We start from the raw sequence: 20,843 nt of genomic DNA on the forward strand, positions 1-20,843 counted from the left end.
GTCACAGGGGGTGTACGTCGATGACCACCTGTGTCAGCAGCCCCTGCTCGACGGCCCGGACGACGGGGTGGCTGGCGCCGAAGGCTCGGCGCAACCGGAGCACGACGTCTTCGGTGGTGTTCCGCCGGACGATCGCGAGGTTGGCCTCGACCCGGACGGTGTCGGGGTGCCCTGAACCGAGGACATCGGTGAGGTCCCGGGCGACACCGTCGAGGATTTCTGCGGCGCGGTCCTCCTCGCCGATCTCGGCCAGGACGACGGCGTGGTTCTGCCACGCCCGCAGCGAGTACGGGTGGCGCCGACCGAGCGTGTCAACGACCTGTTCAGCGGTCGTCGCCGCCAGGCTTCCTGCGGCACCTGGCGAGCCGCCGGTGCGAAGGGCGACGCCGACGTTGTTGCCGGCGAGGAGCGCGTACGGGTGGTGCGGTCCGAGGCCCGCGCGGTACGCATCGTGCACCGAGCGCAGGTGTTCCAGGGCGCCGTCGAGGTCGTCGCTCGCGAGCAGTGACAGGCCATAGGTCATCCGGGCTGCGACGGTGTCCAGGCTGCGGGGACCGAAGGCGTCCATCAGCCCGCTGTACGCCTCTGCGGCGTGGGAGCCCTGTTTCGGCCGGCCCGCCGTCCGTAGCGCCGCCGCGAGGCTCGCGCGGGCGTTCAGGGTCGCCCGGCCGTGCGGTTCGAGCACCGACTGGAAGCGCTCGACGATCGCGGTCAGCAGCGCGACCGCCGCCTCGAACTCGCCGGTGTCAAGCAGGTCCCGGCCCAGCCCGGCGCCCGCGGCGAGGGTCGTCAGATGATTGGCGCCGAGCACCACGCCGCTGCGCTCGTACGCAAGTTCGTCGCAGTCGCGGGCGTGCCGGTAGTCGCCGGTGAGCCGGCTGGACGCGGCAATGCCGGTCAGGGCGGCAAGGCTCCGCGGATGGTCATTGCCGAGGATTTCCGTCCACCGGTCGTACGTGCGCAGGTCCAGGTGCAGCGCTTCCTGGTAGCGGCCGATGGCGCGCAGGTCGGCCGCGAGTCCGCCTGCTGTCATCAGCGTGTGCGGATGGTCGTCGCCCAGGAGGGCCTGTTGTTCGGCAAGTACCGCCCGGTCGATGTCGTACGCGTCGCGGACCTGGGCGAGATCTCGCAGCACGCTGCCCAGGACGTGGCGCAGGTGCAACAGGTGCCGGCGCAGCGGGCCCGTGTCGCCGCCCTCGTCGAGCGTGCTGGTCCAGATGGCGGAGACCCGCTCGGCCGTCTCCCGGGCCTGCTGCAGCGCTCCCCGGATCAGCAGATAGCGCACCCGGTCGATCATCAGTTGTCGAACTGCGTCGTCCGGGCACTGCAGTGCGTCGGTGGCCTCCACGTGCGGCCAGAGCATCCGGAACCGTGGCCACGATTCGGGATCTTCGACCTCCTTGGCGGGCCGGAGCGCGGCCAGTACACGGTGGATCTGGTGCCGGGAGTCGTCGAGGTCCGATTCGGACATCAGATCGCGTACCGCGTACTGCAGGAGCCGGTGAACCTGAATGGTGCCGCTCGTCGCGTCCAGCTTGAGCAGCGCGAGACGGTTGATCTGCTGCACGAGTGAGCCACGGTACATCCGGTCGGACACCTGCGGGTCGATGCCGATGATGGCTCTGGCCAGTTCGTCGCTGTACACCAGGTCCAACGCGATCTCGGGTGCCATCACGGAACACAGCTGCAGCAGCCGGTAAGCGCCCGGCGAGCGTTCCTGGAGGCGTTGCAACGACAGACTCCACGTCGTCTCGAACGCGGACGGCATCAGCGCATGCGGTCGCGGGGTCTCCACCATCCGGAGGTATTCGGAGACCGGCGTCCCGGTGTCCGCGAGCCATGCCCCTGCCGCGGCGACGGCGATGGGCAGGTCGCCGAGCCACTCGGCGATGCGGCTCGCGTCCTGCGGGTCGATCGATTCGACCCGGCGGCGCAGGTGCTCGACGCTTTCTGATCGGGCGAACACGTCGACCGGCAGTGCCTTCGCCCGATCGTGCCACCCCGGATTGCGTGAGGTGATCAGCACATGCCCGGGTCCTGAGGGAAGGAACTCGGCGATGCTCTGCGGGTCCTCCGCGTTGTCGAAGATCAGCAACCAGCGTGTGAACGGGGTGCCGTTCGCGAGTGCCGCGAGGACCGACGCCACCGTTCCTGTCTCGGTCGGCCCGTCCAGGACACCCATCCTCCGGCCAAGATCGGCGAGGGCTGAATCGACGAACACCACGGACTCTGCGCTGATCCACCACACGACGTCGTAAGCGTTTCGGAACCGATGGGCGTACTCGATGGCGATCTGCGTCTTGCCGACGCCACCCATGCCGTTCAGCGCCGTCGGCAGGTTGCCGATCAGTGCTGCGACGCCACCTTGGCCTCGCAGCGTCTCCCGCAGCTTGCGCAGCTCATCGGCCCGTCCGGTGAAGCGTGCGTTTCGCGCCGGCACGTTGAAGATCTGCGGAGCACGGCCGGGAAAGCGGATCCCGATCGAGCCTGGTTCCGGCGCGGCGTCGGACCAGCCGAGCACACGCAGCAACCGGTCCGCAGCGTGTTGCTCCGAAACGTCGGAGAGGAACACAGATGCGTCGATGGGGAAGTCGGGCACCGGCCGCACGTCCTCCACATAGACCGCGACGGGCGCGCGAGGGCTCCGGCCGTCGGGAAGCCAGCTGCGGGCCTCGCCGGTGTTGGCGGGTGAGATCAGGACCAGATCGCGACCACTGCCCTGCGCCGCCGCGTCCGGGCTCGTGTGCGCATCGATCACCCGGACGCCGACCGTGACGAGCAGCCGTTCCAGCCACTCCGCCCACAACTGGTCGGCGTCGGCGTAGTGCAGGACGACCTCCTGGTCCGCGTTGGTCAGCTGGCGGCTGAACCTGGCCAGGACCCGCCCGCGAAAGGACTCGTCGATCGCTGGAAGGGTGCTGACCGCACCGTCGGTGATCCGTGCGGTGAGCGCCTCGTACGCCGCGAGCAGCGTTTGGCGCCCTCCCGGTCGATCGCCGAACACGGCAAGCATCTCTTCGTAGGCGTAGAACGGGCGGTACGGCACCTCGACCTGGAGCCAGTAGCGTTCGCGGTCACGCTCGTCGAGCTCCTGCGGGAACCCGCTGAACCGTTTGCGTGCGAGCGCCAGCCCGGCCTCCGCCCGCTCCTTCTCCGCAAGGTCGACCCGCATCGGCACCGGCAGGATCCGGATGGCGCGTTGCCTCGTTGCGACCGCCCGGGCGACCCTGGCGGCGCCGTCGATGCCCTGGTCGGTGAGGGTGAAACAGTCCACGAGCAGGTCCGGCAGGTGGAGGGTGCAGATGTCGGCGACGTCGCTGAGACCGGAGCGGCTGTCGATGAGCGCGTAGTCGTAGTTGCGTTTCATGTCGGCGCGCAGCGCGTCGAAGAACTCGCCGCCGCCCAGGTGCTCGTAGAAGGCATCCCAGTCCAGCCCGCTGAGGCTGGTGGCGTAGTCACTGTTCTGCCGCCCGGACATCAGCATGTCGAGCGATCCGCCGTGAGGGAACTGCCAGTCCAGCGAGAAGGCGTGCCGTGCGACGCGCGCATACTGCTCGTAGTCGCCGATCGAGCCGGGCCCTTGGCGGGTGGTGGCCCATTCGAACTGGCGGACCATGTCGATCACACCGGTGGTGGCTTCAAGGGTCCGCGGATTGACAAACGGCGCGAAGAAGCGGTGCAGGCCAGGGGATTCGAGGTCCCAGTCGGCGACCAGGACCCGCTTGCCGTTGGCGGCCAGGATCCACGCCACATTGGCCAGCGCCATTGTCCGGCCGGTGCCACCCTTGTACGAGTAGAACGTCACCACCTGACCGTCGCGGTCCTGGGTCATCGGTCGGTCTCCTCGATTTCGGGCTGTTGCGCGGCAAGGCCATCGGCGAGCCGGGGTCTGGGGGTCCTGGCCGGTGCGGCTGCCATCGCGGTGTTCACGAACTGCCGGTATGCCCGGATGACCAGCATCGGCATGAACGTTGCGACCTCCTCGACATCCAGCAGGGGCCGGATCGTTGCGGCCCCGATGGACTGCAACCTACCGGTGACGTCGGCGATCGTCGCGTCGCCCCGCTCGGCGTACCGCGGATCGCTGCGGTCCGCCAGCAGCAGGGGCGAGACCCAGGGGTGCAGGAAGCGGGCGAGCGCCGCCAACGGCCCGTCGGTGTCCTGGCCCGCGAGCAGCCACGGGTCGATGAGCACCAGCGCCGGGCCGGCGCGCAGCACGGCAGCGGCGCCGGCACGCAGGTCCACCACCTGCGCGGCGAAGCCCAACCGTTCGGCGATCTGGGCGATGGAGTACGCGATCGGCGGGCCGGCCGCGTCGGCGTACGGCCGCCACGCTGACGGGTCCTCGCCGGTGTCGACGGTCAGGATCGCGATCGCAAGCCTTGGGCCGCGGACCAGTTCCGCCGCCCGCTCGAGCATCACCGACCGGGACCGGGGCAGCGGGGCATGCTCGACGATGTCGGCCACGCGATGCGCGAGCCGGGTCAGCACCACCTGATACTGCTGGCGGTACACCGCGAGCCTGCACAGCCCCATCAGGCCGTTCTCGGCATATTCGGGCACACCGTCGCCGAGGGTCAACGCCGGTCCCAGTTCGGGAACGTCGTGGAGGCTCGGGAACGGCGCCCACAGCACGGGCACGAGGTGCGTACGGGTATGGGCCTTCTCCAGCCGCCGCAGGAACGCGGCCCGTTCGCTCATCGACCAGGCGCTGCCGAAGTACCGTTGAGAGTAGAGCGCGACGAAGACGTGGGCGGCGCCGATCGCCTCGGCCAGATCCGCCTTCACGTCACGACCGGGCGGGATCAGCTCGTCGAAGAAACCGACCGGCTCGTGGGCGGGTGTCCCGAGCAGCCTCGCGACCTCCTCCGAAAGGTCCTGGAACAGTGTCTGGACCCAGTGGTCGGCGGCGCGCTCCGCGGCGTCCGCGATGTGGGTCACGGGCGCGTAGCTGAGGAAGAACGCGTAGCTGCGGTCCTTCATCGTTCCGGCCGATCGAAGGTGTTCCGCAGCTCAGCGATGTCGCGCGGGACGGACGGCTCGACCCAGTAGTCGTACTGGAACTGCTGAATGCGCATGGCGAGGCGCCAGATGACGAAGTCGTATGCGTCGCGCTGCCCGGTGCGCAGCAGCCCGAGCAGCCCGTTTTCGCGGTACTGGGCGTTGAACTCCGGTCTGGTCCCGCCTGGGTCGAACATTTGGATCTCGGACACGGCGTGGGGTAGCGGTCCGCCGATCGGCGCCCAGATCACCGGGAAGATCGGGCTGATTCTGCCGACCGGCTCACCTGTCGCGCGGCGGTAGACCCGGCGGCGGGCGAAAGCGCTCCACTCCCGGGCACACCATTGGCTGTTCAGCGATCGTGGCGACAGCAGAAACACCAGCATCTGGCATGTACCGAGCGGTCGTAGCAGCGCCTGTTCCCAACGGTCGCCGACGGTGAGCGACATGTCATAAAAGCCCGGGTCCTGCCCGGCGCCCAGTCTGGCCAGCTCGGACACGTTGAATGACAGGTCCGTGAAACAGCGGGTGACGTCGGCGTTGGAGCCGGAACCGGCGGCGTGGGCGAAGCTGAGGTAGAACAGTGGCACCGTCGGGTCATCGGACATGTCGGGCCCGGGGGCCTCCGGCGGGGCCGGCTCGGGCTCGGCGTCGGGCAGGCCGAGGCGCCGCAGGTCGGAGTGCTCCGCCTCGCCGATCGGTGCGGTGCCCGTCGGCACGGTCCGGGTTCCGGCGGGGTCGGCGACCAGGACAGCGAAGCGGGCGCCCGGGTCGTCGGTCGTCGTCATGTGGCGGGTGATCGCACGATAGCGGTCCCATGCGTCCGTCGGGGTCTGCAGCGAGCGCAGCTGCTGGCGTACCCCTGGCCGGAACCGCAGCAGCACCGTCTCGTCGGTGACGACCGGGTCGAACACGCCGCCCGTGATGATCGCCGCCAGGTCATCGGCGTCGGCGTCCGGGACCAGCTCCTGGCGGATCAGGTGCAGGTAGGACAGGTCGAGGTCGTCGTGGTCCTGCAGCGCGCAGAGGACCGCGAGCCGTACCGCCCGGCCGGAGGCGCCGATGCGGAGCGCCTCGACCGGGGTCGGTGGGCGCCACTCCTCCGGATCGTCCTCGTCCGCCGGTGGGGGAGTGCGCCCGTCGGGCGGGATCAGCGCGCCGTCACATCCGTCGGGATCGGTGTTCATGATCGCGCGGGCCCACCGGCCCAGGGCATGCTGGGTCAGCGCCGGGATCGGCACCGGTGTCCACGTCGGGGGTCCGCCCCGGGCGCTGAGGTCGCGGTCGTGGCCGCCGGGCTGGACGGCACGCAGCCGCACCGTCGGCAGATCCAGCGCCGTGCGCCGCCACACCGTCGTGGGCAGCGGGTTGATCAGTACCGTGGGGGTGTTGCGCGCCCAGGCCCGCAACGCCAGCCACGGCGCCGCCGCGCGCCACCAGGCCGCGGTGCAGTCGGACAGCACCATGACGAGCCGCCGGCCGTCGGGCGCGTTGAGGGCGTGCGCCGCGACCGGGCGCCCGTCCGGGTCGAGGAGCTGCCCACCGGCGCCGAGCCGCCAGATCCGCACGGTCCGGAACACGCCGAGCCCGGCGAGCATGCCGACGAATTCCTCGACAGTGTGTGCCCACACCGCCATCGTCACGGAGGCGTCCACGACGATGTCGAGATCGAACCAGCGCTCCGGTCCGGGACGAAAGTGCGGCACCAGCACGCGGGACGCGGCGTACACGCGGACGGTCGCGGCGACGTCGAGCACGGTGTGCCGCCCACCGGGCCACCGCCGCCGCAGTGGGCGCAGTGCCCTGCTCAAACCGAGCGTGTCCAGCGGCTCGCGCACCCGGTAGGGAAACACCACCGACGCCGGGCGGGCGCCGCTCGCCCCGGCTGCCGGACCGTAGACAGGCAGCGCGGCCGGTGAGCGGCCGGTCTGCGACGTGGTCGGCGGGCCGGTGTCCGTGCGGCGTGCTGCCGCGCCGGCCGCCGGGACCTGGGCGTCGGCCGCCTGCGGGCCGCTGGCGGTGCGGAACCCCGGTGTCTGCCACAGTTGCAGCACCTCGGCCGCGGCGACCGGGTCCAGGTCGTACGTCGAGATGAGATGCTCCACCAGCCGACGCAACCGGTCAGGCATCGGTGAGTTTCTGCAGCAGGAGTTTGGTCAGCCGGTCCTGGTCCTCCGCCGGCGGCGCGGCCTTGCCGGTGCGCAGGAACACGGCGTTCAAGAGCTGATCGACGGCGACCGTCCGGCCGGCCCGCAGGTTCTCCTCGAACGCGGCGATCAGCGTCTCGACACGGGCCACCACCTCCGGGCCCAGGTGCGCACGGACGATCTCGGTCAGCAGCTCCGTGGTCAGGGGCGGCATCTGGAAGCGTACGCACCGCCGCAGGAACGGCGGTGGAAAGCTGCGCTCACCGTTGCTGGTGAGCACGATGACCGGGAACGCCGCGCACTGGATCCGGCCCTCGCGGATGCGGTGGGTCACCTTCGAGTCCCGCTCGCGGACCTGCAGGTCCTGGTCCTCCTCACGGACGAGTTCCGGGATCTCGTACTCGCCGCGCTCCAACACGTTGAGCAGGTCGCCGGGCAGGTCCAGGTCGCTCTTGTCGATCTCGTCGATGAGCAGGGCGCGGGGCGTGGCAGAGGCCAGGGCCGCGCCGAGCGGGCCGAGCTGCAGAAAGTCGGTGATCTTGTCGGCCGCCGTCTTGCCCTGGGCCTGGGCGACCTGCTGAGCGTGGATGCGGCCGAGGACGTCATAGCGGTACACCGCGTCGGCGAGTGTGCTGCGCGACGTGATGTGCCAGCGCAGCACGGTGCCGAGGCCCAGTTCCCGGGCGACGGACTCGATGAGCGTGGACTTCCCCGAGCCGGGCGGTCCGGTGACCAGCAGCGGCCGGCGCAGGACAAGTGCGGCGTTCACGGCTTCGATGAGCCCGTCGGGCGGCCGGAAGAACTCGCCCTCGCCCTCTGGCGGGCGCGGGAAGGTCCGCCATCGGGGCGCCGCCGGCAGCTCGACCTTCCGGCCGGGCTCGTTGTCGCCGCGGTAATACGCGTTCCAGACCATGCTGTCCAGCCCTTCAGCTCGCTCGCGGCCCGGCGAACGACCGGCAGAACCGTAGCCATTCCTCGTCGTCCCATACTGCCCTCAGCCCGGCGAGCGGACGCGCCAGGAGCGGCTCACGTCGTGTGCGGTAGGCGTCGGTCAGGCTGCGCGGCACGTCCGGCCAACATCCGTGCAGCTCGGCGACGGCTGCGCCGTCCGCCTCGAGACCCCGCTCCGGCCACACCAGGATCGGTGACTGCTCAAGCACCGTGTCGAGCAGCGTCTCCTGTCCCTCGGGGTGGAAACGTAGCCCGATCGCCTGGTCCGGCAGCCCGTTGCGCAGCGTGGCGGCGACGCCGTCGAGGTCCGCTGCCACGGTGCTGTCCAGCCAGAGCACCGGTTTGTCGGAAGCGGCCTGGAGGATGGCCTTGAAGCGCTTGCGCACGTGGCGCGTGTCGCGCCACAGCCGGTCGCCCCATCGGGTCACGACCTGGTGGTGCTGCACGAGCCGCCCGCCGATCTCAGCCTCCTCCGGCTGCCACCGCAGCAGCAGGCCGGTCGGGATGGCGATGTCGACCTGCTCCAGCTCCAGCCCCGGCTCGTGGTCCTGGATCTCGTCGTCCGCCCACTCCAGCAGCCGGCGGACTGCGGCCTCCAGCCCCCGCTGGCTCGGCTCGCAGTCCTCCTTTTTCGGCTCGCTCGGCTTGCCGTCCAGCAACCACCAGCCGACAAGCGACTCCGGCCAGTCGTCGGCGACGGCCGCGTGCAGGCTGACGATGAGCCGGGCCCGTGCGTTCTCCCGCTGCGCACGTACGGTCCGGGCGACGTCGTTGATGTCGACGAGCATGTTGAGCTCGTTCGCCCAGCGGCGCACCGGCTCGACGTCGAGGTCCATGCCGGCGTCGACCGCGAGGTTGACCACGAAACTCGCCAGCCACCTGCGCAGGCCGGCTGGCCCGTCCCGGTGGTGCAGCGCGATGTGCTCAAGATAGTCGCCGAGGGTGTGCAGGGCGGCCGGCGTCGCGGCCGGCGCAGCACCGGGCGGGCGCAGCGCCTGACGCATCGCCTTGGTGGTCAGCACGTGCGGCATCCAGCCGGCGATGAACTCGTTGGTGACCAGCGCCTCGGTGAGGTCGCGTACGGCGTCGGCGACCAGCGGCTCCTGCGGGGTCGGCAGGCCGGCCACGAGCGGGGCGAGGCGGCGCAGCCCGGCCAGGTTCCAGCGTGGCGGGGCCGTGACACCGACCAGCTCGAGCATCTCGGTGAGCCTTCCGGCGCCGATCGGCCCGAGCTCGGCCTCGACCGAAGCCTTCGCCACCTCGGGGGGCCGCACCGCGTACGGCGTGATCCCCTTGCCCGCCTGCAGGTGGAAGTATGTCGGGTCGACGAGGTGGCGCAGGTCACCGCCGGCGAGCTGGTCATAGCCGGCCGAGACCGCCTCGGCGAACGTCAGCCGGGCGGTCGGACCACCCAACCGCTGGGTCGCGCTGACGCCGGTGCATTCGACCATCACGTACTCGCCTGCCTGCGGGGTCTCACGGCTGAGCCGGGCCAGCAGCTGCGCCCGCATACTGTGGTCATCCGCGGGCAGGCCCTGACGCAGCAGCGTCTCCTCGCCCGGCACCGGTCCGAGGCGAGGCCTGGCGTCCTCGACGCCAGTGGCCAGCGCGACCGCGACCAGCGTGTGATCGCGCAGGATCACCAGGAGCGGGCGCAGACCCACACGCTCGCACAACCCGGCGTAGACGAGGCTGAGGTCGAGGCAGCTGCCGCCGTCTTCGTGCACCTCCCAGGCGCTGCGCACGCGCTGCTCGCCGGTGCTGTGGCCGGTGAAGTCGATCGGGGTCGCGTCGTAGCGCAGCCCGAAGCCCTCCAGGTGGGCGTAGACGTTCGCGGCCAGCTCGAACCGGGTCGCGCCGCCGACCTGCGACAACCTGGCGGTGGAGCCTGGGGCGGCCGCGAACACCTCGGCGATGACGCCCGGGTCGATGTAGCGGGCGAGCCGGTGCGGCTCCATCTTCTTCCACTTCTCCCAGCCGGGAGTGGTGTGTGCCGGCACGGATCAGCCGATCTCGAAGGAGTCGCTGACCGAGCGGTCGCCGACGTGCACGGTGACCGTGTGGGTTCCGGGTGGCAGGCCCTCGGCGGTCCACAGCAGGGTGTCGTCGGTCCGCTCGACGGTTGTGACGGCTGTGGCGTCGTTGCCCAGGGTCACGGTGGCGACGGCGTCGCGCAGTTCGGGTGGCACCGTGCAGCGCACAACAACCGGCTCGTCGGCGGTGAAGATCTCATCGACGTCGAGCCCGATCGCGGGCTGCCAGGCGGACGCCGGTGACTGCGCGGCGGGGTGCTGCTGGTCGCTCAGGCCCGCGCCGTACCGCGTCAGCGCGTACGCGATCCATTTGAGCTGCGCCGCGACCCCGTGCAGCGTGCCGTGGGTGTCGTTGACCGGGTTACCGGCGGCGGACTCCGACAGCTCGACCGGCAGCGCCGACAGGGCCGGCACCGTCCGGTCCCCGCTGACGTGCCACGGGTTGAGCTCGTCGCCGCGCCACGGCACGCTCGCACACCGCAGCCGGTTACGGGAATCGAGTGTGGCCGACAGTGGTGTCGGGTGGCCGAAACCGACGACCGGCAGGACGTCGACCAGATGGTGCAGCGGCATGCCGGCGTGCGTCGAACGATCGGTGTCGAGCATCCGCTGGAACGTCTCGCGGGCCTCGACAGCCTTCCGCAGCTCAAGCCCGCCGACGTCGGCGCCGAGCTCCGTGATCCGCACCGGGCGGGTCGGCAGGTCCGGGCCGCGCTGGTCCAGCACGACGGGATAGCGGGGCAGTAGCTGATACACGCTGGTGAACCCGCGCAGCAGCGCCGAAAGGGTGCCGAACTCGACGCCGGCCTTGCGTACACCGTTGGCGAGCAGGTCGAGCGCCTTGACGGAGCCACGGTACGGCGTGCCGAACGTGATCAGCGCCCGGCACTTGCGCCATCCGTCGAGCGCGTCGAGGTAGTACTTGGCGACCAGCCCGCCCATGCTGTGCCCGACGAGGATCACTTTCGCGGTGCCGTCGGCGAGCGTGGCCGACCACCGGGGCAGCTCCCGATCGACGAGCCGCCGCAGCAGCTCGGCGTTGACCCGGTTGTCGCGGCGCCAGTCGTACGCGAACTCGAAATAGTTGGCGGGCGGACCGCCGCCGTCGGGGGCGCCGACGGTCAGCTCGAACGTGTCCATCAGGTGCGTGCGCAGCTGCTGATACCCGGTGATGCTGCCGAGCCCCGGCACCGCGACCGGCAGCCCGATCAGCCCGTCCGGCCGGATCTTCACAGGTGCGTTGACATCGTCGAGACCGGTGTCCGGGGCCAGGGCGTCGAGCACCTCGTGGCGGTGCCGCGCCGCCCGCCACAGCGTGCGTACGCTCGGCTCGTACACCGGCCCAGACGCGTCGTGCAGCGTGCTGCCGCCGATCCCGGGCAGGACGACAACCACGTCGGTCATCGGAAGCCGCGCCGTCAATGCGACCTCGGCAGGCGAATCTCGACCACGTCGGCAGTCTATGCGTGATCCACGACGCGTCGACAGCCGCGGATCGCGAAAGCAGCCGAACGGATGGGCCGCCTGCAGTCGTTCAGGCCGTCTCACCGGACGCGGGGTCGTCGGTGAACCCGCAGTCGCGGTCGTCACATGCGGACGATGGAGCTGATCCGGCCGGTGTTGCCGCGGCGATGCGTTCGCCCCGCCCAGCTCCGTCGACGTTCCGGCGTGCCCGCGGTCAGGTGGACCGTGGCGGCAGCATCCAGTGGCGGCCGGTCGACCAGCCGAGCAGCCGCCGGCGGTCGGGAGCCGCAGTGCCGTCAGGGGGGAACGTCCCGCCGGCGACGACGTGCTCGAGGCCGCCGATCGCGGGCCGCAGCCGCACCTGCACGTGGAACGGCAGACCGTCGGCGTCGCTGTGTGCCGTCCGGACGAACTCGGCGGGATCGGCTCCGGGCATCGACAGGTAGAACACGAGGTGGCGCCAGGCGTACGCGATGTCCTTGACGACCGGCAGCGGATGCGGGCTGGCCGGCACCTGCGCGGCGAGGGTCTTCGCCTTCACGAACGCCCGCCACGCCAGCGTCGCCCAGTCGCCGGCCGGACAGACCCCGGCCGGCCCGACGAGGGTGGCAAGGTTGTGGGTGGTGAGGATCTGCGCCTGCTCGATCACCGTGCCGTTGGCGGCGACCGAGCCCGAACCGGCCGATCCGCTCGCCCGCGCCCGGTTGCCGCACAGCGCGTCGAACGTCGGCGACGTCCGGGCGCCGTACCTTCCGTTGCGGACGTCGTCGACAGCCATGAGGGCGGCGTAGTCGATGCCGTAGTAGCGCTCGTACAGGCTGCCGGTGAGCAGACCGCCGGCGATCTGCGCGGCGGCGAGGTACTTGCCGGAGAACGTTCCCATGAAGATGTCGGCGGCCAGTTCCTCGACCCAGGGCAGCCGCAGACCGGTCTCGGCCCCGAGCGTGCTGAGCTCACGGACCAGCGGGTTCGGCAGTACGGTCGCCGGAAACGCGTCCAGGGTGAGCTCGCCGAGCCGGCGCAGGGCCCCGGCTGCAGCGCCACGTGTGTCGGCGTCGGCGTGCCGGTGGGCCTGCACCGCCCGTACCCACGGCAGTTCCTCAAGCTGCACCTGGTGTTCGAGGTTGAGCAGCAGCAGCGACCGGCGGTTGCGGAAGGCACGGTAGGTCGCCGTCATCAGCTGCCGCAGCGCCGGGTCACGGTATGCGGCGGCGGTGCTCGCCGCCGCCAGCTGGGGCACGAGCATGGCCAGGACCTCGGCCGATGGGACGACACCGGCGTCGAGGAGCTCCTCGACGGTGCCGGCGGCGGCGCGGCGCACGGCGGTGCGGAACGCGTCGGGGATGGCTGTGCCGACGGGGATCGTCGCATCGGGTGCCTCGCCGGCCTCGACCGGCCGCAGGACGGCGTCGACGTCGCGGACCCCGGCGTGCTGCGGCAGGGCGGCCAGGCGCGCGACGAGAACCCGGGCGATCCCGTGGTGGGTCGGCACGGCGCTGATCGCAGCCTGCTCGGCGCGCAGTGCGGTGTGTGACGGTGAGCCGGGCGTACCACGCCGGCGCACCATGCTGTCGACCGCGTGCTGCAGCAGTCCCCGGGTGCGCGGGGTGAGACCTTGCCCGGTGAGCTGCTCGGCGAGGGCGTTGCGCAGAATGGCGAGGTTCTGCTTGCGGTTGCGGTGCTTCGTGCAGTGCCGGTGCCGGTCGGCGAGCGCGGTGTAACGCGCCAGCAGCGTGCGGGAACGGGCCGTCCATGCCTCGTCGGCCAGCTCGTCGGCCCGCTCGGCGACCCGGCCGCCGACGACGGTGGCAAGCCAGTGGGTGAGCAGCTCGTCGGCGAACGGGTTCCAGACCGTGAGCGCCTCGCGCATCGCCTCGATCTGCGGATTGGGGCGGCGGGCGGCAAGCTCCTGCCGGACCTCGCCGGCGCTGTGCCGCCACACGATCGACGGGTCGGCCGGCGCCGAGTCCGCCGGCTGCGGCGCGAACCGCAGCCGTCCGGCGAACGGCGCGATCTCCTCCACGACCGCCGACGCGGCCTCACCGTCGCCGGCCCGGACCAGCCATGCGACGGTGAGCAGGGCGGCCTCCTCCGGCAGGTCCACCCGGTACGCGCCGGTGTCCAGCAGCGTCCACAGCTCGGTCAGGCCGTGCTTGCTCAGGTGGTGGCGGAACAGCTCCGCTCGGTCGGCGGCAACGCGCATCCTCGTGGCGAGCGCCTGCTCGTGCGGCAGCAACGGGCCCTCGGCGGCCGCCGACCCGGTCGCGAAGCCACCCCGGACGACACCCGGCGTGACCCACGCCGGCAGGTCCTTGACCGGTGTGCGGGATCCGATCGTCAGCTTCCCGTCCAGGACACCGCGCAGCACGGCGCCCCACCGCTCCATGCGGCGGTCGGCGCGGCGGCGCGTGTCAGCGTCCTCGTGCGTCGTCGCGGTGACGAGCGCCTGCGCCAGCTGGTCCACGGCGTAGCCGAGGTTGACGCCGGTCGGTGCACCCGTCGGAGACGTGGACGGGTCCGGGGTGGGGTCGGTGTTCGCGGCCATGCCAGCGTGGCGGGCCTCGCACCCGCACCCACCGGGGCCAAGCCCGGCGCTCTGTCTCGTTGAGCTACACGCTGTCGTCGTGCGTCGCCGACGTGGCGGGAGCCGCACCCGAGCCCACCGGATCACGAGCCGGCGCTCTCTTCTGGCTGAGCTGCACGTCGCTGCCGACATGGCGGGAGTCGCACCCGCACCCTCCGGGTTACAAGCCCGGTGCTCTGCTGATTGAGCTTCATGTCGAGGCCGACGCGGCGGGACTTGCACCCGCGCCCTCCGGGTTGACAGCCCGGTGCTCTGCTGCCGAGCTCCACGTCGTCGCGATCCCGACCATACAAGCCTGGTGCTCTCCCCGTCGTCCCGTTTTCGCTTCCGTACCGCCCGAGCCCGGCCGCGCCCATGTGTGCTCGCCTCCGACGTCGCTGTCGACCGGGTGGTCGTGGCCCGCGTCGACCTGGGCGGCGCGTTCGTCGAGCGGCGAGGTCCACGCGCGTGGCGAGTGGTGCTTGCCGCGACTGCACGCTACAGATACTTCACCATGCTGGTCACCTTCTTCCAGGTTCGCTGCCGCTGCCAGCCACACGAGGTCCACCTGCGGTGAACCCCGGCTCGTCCACCGAGCGGCGGCGCCAGCCGGAAACTTCCCCCTGTCGGCGGCGCAAACCTGCCAAGCACACATACCGGGGCTGACCCGGCCACCATTCGTCACAACCGGTCACTGGCGCCGTGTTGCTGAGACACCCTCAACTGTCGATGAGCGAGCACCTGGCCTTGGTCGGTTCGGGGATGCCGGGTGGGAGGACGATGGATCGGTCATCGGCGGGACTCACCGGCCCGGTGGAGGAGTGACCTCAGTCGGCGGTACAGGCGACCGCGTCGGCCGTGCTGACGGCGTGATCGGCACTACGGACGGCACCGGAGCCGACGTGAGCAGCGATTGCGGCGACGCAGGCCCCTGACCTCCTCCGTGCTCACCGCCCTCGACGGGCCGCACAGAGGCGCCCTGCCGCACATTCTGCGGCGCGGACGGCGACCCGGCGGCTGGAGTGCGCCGCGGCCCCGGCGAGTTCCCATGGTCCGGCATCACAAGCATCAGCGCCGCGACACCACCCACGAGGACACCGGTGACCGCCACCGTGCCGATGACGTGCCGCCGGCCCAACGGGCGCTCCGGCCATACCTCGTCGTCCACCAACCTTCGCTGTTCCACGTTGAAGCACGATAGGCGTAGCACAGCAGATCGGCTTGCCCGTGGTCAGCGGCTCCACGCATCACCCATGCCCAGCGCCCGCGCCTATTTCAGTGGGTGGCTGGACTGCTTGTATTCGGGTGTGGTGCGGCCGCATTTTTGGTGTGTGTGGTGGCGAGGATGGCGTCAAGGCCATGTTCGAACAGTTCGTCGTCGCTCCAGCGGTTGGCATCGAGGTGGCCGGAGGCGTTGAGGGTAGGAAAGGCGGTCGGATCCGCTGTGATGTGGCGTCGAGCGTCGAGCCGCAGGCCGGGGTCGGACGTTCGGCGGAAGGTCGCCTCGGTCAGTGCCGAGCCGATGACGTGGTTGGCAAGTAGGTGGGTTGTTACCGCGAGGTGCAGGTCGGTGAGTCCGCCGCGTGACAGCGCCGATTGCAGGAATTCGGTACGGGCCAGGACGTGCGGTCCCAGCACCGGCCGGCCGATCCAGGCTGGTGCCCACGGGTGTCGGAGCAGGACTGCACGCCACGCTTTCATCAGATACCGGACGTCGTGCTGCCATTCGGTGGGCTCGGGGAGTGCCACCTCGCCGAAGATGTGGTCGAACGCGAGGTCGAGGACGTCGTCTTTGGTGTTGACGTGCCAGTACAGGGCTGTGGCAGTGACGTCGAGGGCTTCGGCCAGGCTGCGCATCGTCAGGCCGGAGGTTCCGCGCCGGTCAAGGAGATCCACGGCCGCGTCCACGATGCGAATCCGACTCAGCGGAGAGGAGCGTGTTGTGGGGAGGGGGCGACGCAACCAGATCGAGGTGGCCTCGGGCTTGGATATCGGCACAGTCGGAGCTTAATCGAGTAGCGTTCCTAAGTTAACGTCGGTAGGTTACCTTAACAACGCTAACTTAGCGAGGAGTGATCATGCCGCTGCTACGCGTTCAGCTCACGAGTGATCGCGCCACCGCCCGGAGGGTCATGGAGCTCCACCGCGCAGACAAGGCTCATCACGAATCTCGTGAGGCGGCTCGGGATGAGGCGTGGCGACGCGGGTGGACTCCGGCCGGTGAGCCGGTTTTCGTCGGCGTCATGAATGGCGAACCGGTTCGCCTTCTCTATGACGTGGAGGTCTATTCGGACACAACGCCTTGAGAGGTCGGCGTGCCAGCTCATGCCGCAGATCGGCTCGACGCCGCGGACGGAGTTACACCCCGGAACGGTCCGAGGGTCGCGGTACGGAACAGGTTCGACGTGGCACGGGAGGTGTTCCGGTACGAGGTGATCCGAACGGCGGCCGCCACGGCGGCTTGGTTCGGGCTGGCCGCCTGCTGATCGGTGTAGGGCCGCCCGAGACCGAACCCAGCGGGAATGGCCCGGCGCCGGCCAATGTGTGGCAGCTGCTGTGGCTTGCCGGGTTCGGATTGGCGTACCTCATGATGCGGCTGCTGCGCCGGTTCGTGGATTTCGTCGTGCCGCACTGCGCGGCCGTTACGGCGATCAGTACCTGCATCGCTGCTGGACCGGCCGGCGCCCGGCCGCGGCGCGTCGCGGGGGTGCGGGCGCCGTTCGCCCAGTCCCGCACGAAACTCAGCGCTGCGGCTAGCAGGCTCACCACGCTCGCGGCCCGCATGGACACCGTCACCCCGATGCATCCGGTCGGCACGATGCTGTGGGCCGCGGCGACCAGTCTGCGCGGCCACCTGCAAGGCGTCGCGTCACTGGCGTCGCCGATGCCGGGCGAGGTCCGTCAGACGCTCGAACACGCGATCGTGCTCATCATCGGGCCGCGGACACGAGCGGACTACGCCGCGATCTCGGGCCACCTTCGTGGTTTCGACGGCGGCGGAGCACCGCTGCCGGAGATCCGAATCGTCGCCGATGGCCGATGGTCGACCCTGGTGGGCCGGGTCGTGACGTTCCTGGAGACCTACTCCCGCCTCACCGCGGCCGTCTGGGCGATCACGACGGCGCTGGCCGTTGCGTACCTGATCGCCACGGGTCGGCTCAACCTGTCAAACATTCAGATCCAGAAGTGAGTCGCTGTACGAATGGGGTCGGAGGTCCGCCTCCTCAGCGGCCGAAGTCGAGCCTGGTCGCCGGCTGACCGTCGCCGGTCAGCCCGAAGCGGTGCAGCCGCGCGGCCCCTTCAACGTCACCGGCTCTTTCGAGCAGTTCGGCGAGCCGCCGCAGGGCGGCCGCGGCCCCACGGTCGGCGGCCTGCCGGTACAAAGCCTCCGCCCTGGCGAGGTCACCAGCGTCGTCGCAACGCAACGCCAGATCCCACAGCGCCCGGGTGTCGCCGCGGTCTGCGGCGCGCACGGCGAGGGGCCGGGCACCATCGACATCCCCGGCCAGCGCGCGCTGCAGCGCCAGGTAATGCAGCGCCCGGGTGTCGCCGCGCTCCGCGGCCTGCATCGCAAGGAATTCGGCCCCGGCCGCGTCGCCGGCATCCTCCCGACTCTGCGCGAGGAACGCCAGTGTCTCCGTGTCGCCGCGGTTGGCCGCCTGCAGCGCCAGCAACTGCGCTCCGGCCGCGTCACCGGTGTCCTGCCGCGACTCCGCGAGCAGCCGCAGCGCGAGCGTGTCCCCGCGGTTGGCCGCCTGCAGCGCCAGCGCCTCGGCTCCGGCGGCGTCGCCGGCTTCCTGCCGTAACTCCGCCAGCGCCTGCAGGGCACGGGTGTCGTCGAACCCGGCCGCCTGCAGCGCCAACGCCTCGGCATCACCGGCTCCCGCGAGGGCCTGCCGCAGCGCAAGCGCGGCCAGCGGCTGGGTGTCGCCGCGCTGGGCCGCCTCGATGGCTATGGCCCGGGCCCCTTCGACGTCGCCGGCCGCCTCCCGCATCGCGGCGATGGCCCGCAGCGCGTCGGAATCGCCGAAGTCAGAGGCCCGCCGGTACAGCGCCTCCGCGCTGCCCGGGTCGCCGGCAAGAGCCCGCCGCGTCGCCAGTCCACGCAAAGCCGTGGTGCGGCCGGATGCCGCCGCCGCGACTGCCAGCGCCTCCGCGGCGGCCGCGTCCCCGGCATCCTCCCGCTGATAGGTCAGGGCCTCCAGCGCCGCCGGATCACCGCGCTCGGCGGCAAGCCGGTACAGCACCCCGGCCCCGGCCTCGTCACCCCGCTGTGCCCGCCGCTCGGCAAGCAGCCGCACGGCGTCGGCGTCGCCACGCTCACCCGCGCCCAACACCAGGCCCTCGGCGGCGGCCTCGTCCCCGGCGTCGTCGCGGCTGTAGGCCAAAGCCCGAAGTGCATCCTGATGCCCACGCTCGGCGGCCTGCCGGTACAGCACCTCGGCGCCCTCGGCGTCGCCGGCCACCGCGCGTCGCGCGGCCAAGGCCCACAGCGCCTCCGTACTGCCGCGGTCGGCCGCCGCTACAGCCAGCTCCGTCGCACCGGCCCGGTCGCCGGCATGCTCACGCCGCTCGGCCATGGCACGCAACGCCCGGTCGTCGCCGCGCTCGGTGGCCTCCAAGGCCAGGGCAGCCGCCGCAGGTACATCACCGGCGTACTCGAGACGCTCCGCCATGACCCGCAGCGCCCTGACGTTGCCGAGCTCGGCGGCCTCACGGGCCAGGGCCGTCGCGGCGGCTCGATCGCCCGCCCACCAGTCCAGCTCGGCCAGGGCGACCATCGACTCGGCGTCACCGCGATCGGCCGCACGCCGGTACAGGTCCCACGCGCCGGCGTGATCCCCAGCGCGTTCCCGCAGCTCGGCGAGGCGCCGCAGCACACGGCAGTCACCCCGCTCGGCCGCCTCGACGGCGAGGCCGACGGCCTCGGCGGTGTCTGCGGCATCTGCCCGGAGCAGGGCCAGGGCCAAGAGCGCATCAACGTCACCCTGCGCGGCCGCATGCCGGTACAAGGTCTCGGCCCCGGCCGGGTCCCGCCGCGCCTCACGCCGCTCGGCCAGGGCTCGCAGCGTGCCGGTGTCGCCGTGCCCCGCGACGCGCAGCGCCAGCGCCTCGGCGCCGGAGGGATCCCCCGCATCCTCCCGGAGCCGGGCCAAAGCCTGCAAGGCATCGACGCTGCCCTGCGCGGCCGCACCGGTGTACAGCGCCACCGCATGCTGGTATCTGCCCCGGTGCTCGGCCTGCCGCCCAAGGTGCAGCCGCGACCCCGGGTCGGTGATCGTGGCGTCGAACCCTGCCCACAGGCTGTCCGGTGGGTACATCCCGGCGCGCTGAACGCGGCCGGACTGCTCGAGGTAGTCGGCGAGGCGGTACACGGGCGGCCCACCCGAGTGCCGGCCCGGACGGGATCGGATACGTGTCAGCAGGCCGCGGGCGCCCATACACGGCTTGGCGGCGTACGCGAGAGCCTCCTCCAACCAGTCATCCGTGACGGCGTCCCACTCTTCGTCGTCGAGGTACCCGGGCGCGGCCTCCTCAAGCAGGTCTTGCGGCAGTGCGAGTGGGTGGCCGAGCCGGCGGGCGTCGAGCGCGGCCTGGATGACGGCCCGGGCCGCGGCGGGCGCGGTGCGATACCGACTCTCCAGCTCCGGCGCCCCCGCCAGGTACTGGGTGATCCGGCCGCCCTCGGCGTACTCGGCGGCCTGGCGCAGCCGCGGGTCGGCCACCGTCTCACGCAGCGTGGCGAGTTCGGCCGGGCTGAACACGTCCGGGACGTTCACCGCGGTGCCGGTCAGCAGCTCACGCGCCTGCGAGTACGGGTCCGGACCCTCGGTCGTCGGCGGCGTCGTCAGCGTCAACCAGTACTGGGGCCACAGCGTGGCCAGCACGAGCAGCGGACTGCGCGTCGTGTCCTGCAGCAGGGTGCGCAGCCCGGCCGCGATCCGCTCACCGAGGTGGTGATCGTTCGGGGCGAGATAGTGCTGAGCCTCGTTGAGCCACACGATCGTGTGCGCGCCGGCCTGCTCGAGCGCTGCCGCCGCGGCCTCGGGCCGGGTCGGGTCGAAAGGATGCCAGACCCGCCACCGGCCGGGTTCGCGTTCGTCGAGGTACCGCGCAAGCTCCCACCCGGAACGCGTCTTCCCGGTCGACGACTTGCCCACCAGCGTCACGAGCCGCGACGAACCGCCGAGCACATGGTCGGCGACCCGGCGCAGCCGAGCGTCGTGAGCCCGCGGCACGTACGGCGGCAGCCGATCCGCCGCTCGAGCCTGGTCGGGCACCTGGATGGCGGGGTGCACCTCCAGCGCCAGCGGGTCGCAGTCAGCGACCGGCCGGCCCAGCCGGTCCGGCGGCCGGGACGGCTGCGCTGTGCGAGCCGCGACCCACCACCGTCGGATCTGCTCGGCGACCCGGTCGACGTCGGCGCGGCCGGCCGCCCGCGCCAGCGCCACCGCGACACTCACCGTGTCTTGCTGGGAGCCGAGCCCTTCACCGCCGATGATCTTGCCGATGAGGTCACGGCCCGGCGCACCCGACAGCGTGTCGTCGGCGGCGATCGCGCGGGCCAGGTCGTCGAGGCGGGGACAGCCCACTTCGCCGTACAGCAGGTAGATGGCATCGCGCAGGTCACGCGCCGGCCCGGCGGGCAGCTCGACCGGCTCCACCGGACGACTGCTCGGGCGT

Annotated in this window: 10 protein-coding genes and 3 tRNA genes; 1 reads left to right on the forward strand and 12 read right to left on the reverse strand. The window is 71.4% G+C overall.

Translation table 11 applies throughout. The features are described from left to right. Position 1: 1 nt before the first annotated feature. The 11 genes from fxsT to AB0H83_RS29185 form a co-directional block, all read right to left on the reverse strand. On the reverse strand, positions 2-3,832 hold the full coding sequence (gene fxsT, locus AB0H83_RS29135; protein WP_360099968.1) for an FxSxx-COOH system tetratricopeptide repeat protein: 3,831 nt from the start codon (positions 3,830-3,832) through the stop codon (positions 2-4). After that, positions 3,829-4,983 carry a TIR-like protein FxsC gene (locus AB0H83_RS29140; RefSeq protein ID WP_360099970.1) on the reverse strand — a complete coding sequence of 385 codons (1,155 nt, stop codon included), beginning with the start codon at positions 4,981-4,983 and terminating at the stop codon, positions 3,829-3,831. Before AB0H83_RS29140 ends, fxsT begins: the two co-directional genes overlap by 4 nt. After that, entirely contained in the window at positions 4,980-7,130 is a 2,151-nt protein-coding gene (locus AB0H83_RS29145; protein WP_360099972.1) for an SAV_2336 N-terminal domain-related protein, read from the reverse strand. The genes AB0H83_RS29140 and AB0H83_RS29145 overlap by 4 nt, the downstream gene beginning before the upstream one ends. Next, entirely contained in the window at positions 7,123-8,061 is a 939-nt protein-coding gene (locus AB0H83_RS29150) for a MoxR family ATPase (protein ID WP_360099974.1), read from the reverse strand. The genes AB0H83_RS29145 and AB0H83_RS29150 overlap by 8 nt, the downstream gene beginning before the upstream one ends. 13 nt (positions 8,062-8,074) lie before the next feature. Further along, entirely contained in the window at positions 8,075-10,099 is a 2,025-nt protein-coding gene (locus AB0H83_RS29155) for a hypothetical protein (RefSeq protein ID WP_360099976.1), read from the reverse strand. A gap of 3 nt (positions 10,100-10,102) precedes the next feature. Beyond that, complete coding sequence (locus tag AB0H83_RS29160; protein ID WP_360099978.1) at positions 10,103-11,536, reverse strand: hypothetical protein; 1,434 nt, start codon at positions 11,534-11,536, stop codon at positions 10,103-10,105. Between the two features lie 274 nt (positions 11,537-11,810). Beyond that, positions 11,811-14,141: a hypothetical protein gene (locus tag AB0H83_RS29165; protein WP_360099980.1), complete on the reverse strand. Its 2,331-nt coding sequence runs from the start codon at positions 14,139-14,141 to the stop codon at positions 11,811-11,813. Between the two features lies 1 nt (position 14,142). Continuing rightward, positions 14,143-14,215 (reverse strand) — tRNA-OTHER (locus AB0H83_RS29170). A 90-nt stretch (positions 14,216-14,305) separates the two neighbouring features. Beyond that, positions 14,306-14,378, reverse strand: a tRNA-Thr gene (locus tag AB0H83_RS29175). 3 nt (positions 14,379-14,381) lie between these two features. Then, a tRNA-Asp gene (locus tag AB0H83_RS29180) sits at positions 14,382-14,453 on the reverse strand. 981 nt (positions 14,454-15,434) lie between these two features. After that, on the reverse strand, positions 15,435-16,157 hold the full coding sequence (locus AB0H83_RS29185; protein ID WP_360099982.1) for a TetR/AcrR family transcriptional regulator C-terminal domain-containing protein: 723 nt from the start codon (positions 16,155-16,157) through the stop codon (positions 15,435-15,437). Between the two features lie 544 nt (positions 16,158-16,701). On the opposite strand from AB0H83_RS29185, the gene AB0H83_RS29190 reads away from it, so the two are divergent. Next, the gene (locus tag AB0H83_RS29190; RefSeq protein ID WP_360099984.1) at positions 16,702-17,349 is read left to right on the forward strand and encodes a hypothetical protein; all 648 of its coding nucleotides are present in this window, start codon (positions 16,702-16,704) and stop codon (positions 17,347-17,349) included. Positions 17,350-17,383: 34 nt separating this feature from the next. Here the strand turns inward: AB0H83_RS29190 and AB0H83_RS29195 are convergent, their stop codons facing one another. Next, positions 17,384-20,824 carry a hypothetical protein gene (locus AB0H83_RS29195; protein WP_360099986.1) on the reverse strand — a complete coding sequence of 1,147 codons (3,441 nt, stop codon included), beginning with the start codon at positions 20,822-20,824 and terminating at the stop codon, positions 17,384-17,386. Between the last annotated feature and the right edge of the window lie 19 nt (positions 20,825-20,843).

This window comes from Dactylosporangium sp. NPDC050688 (assembly GCF_040654515.1).
GTDB lineage: Bacteria > Actinomycetota > Actinomycetes > Mycobacteriales > Micromonosporaceae > Dactylosporangium.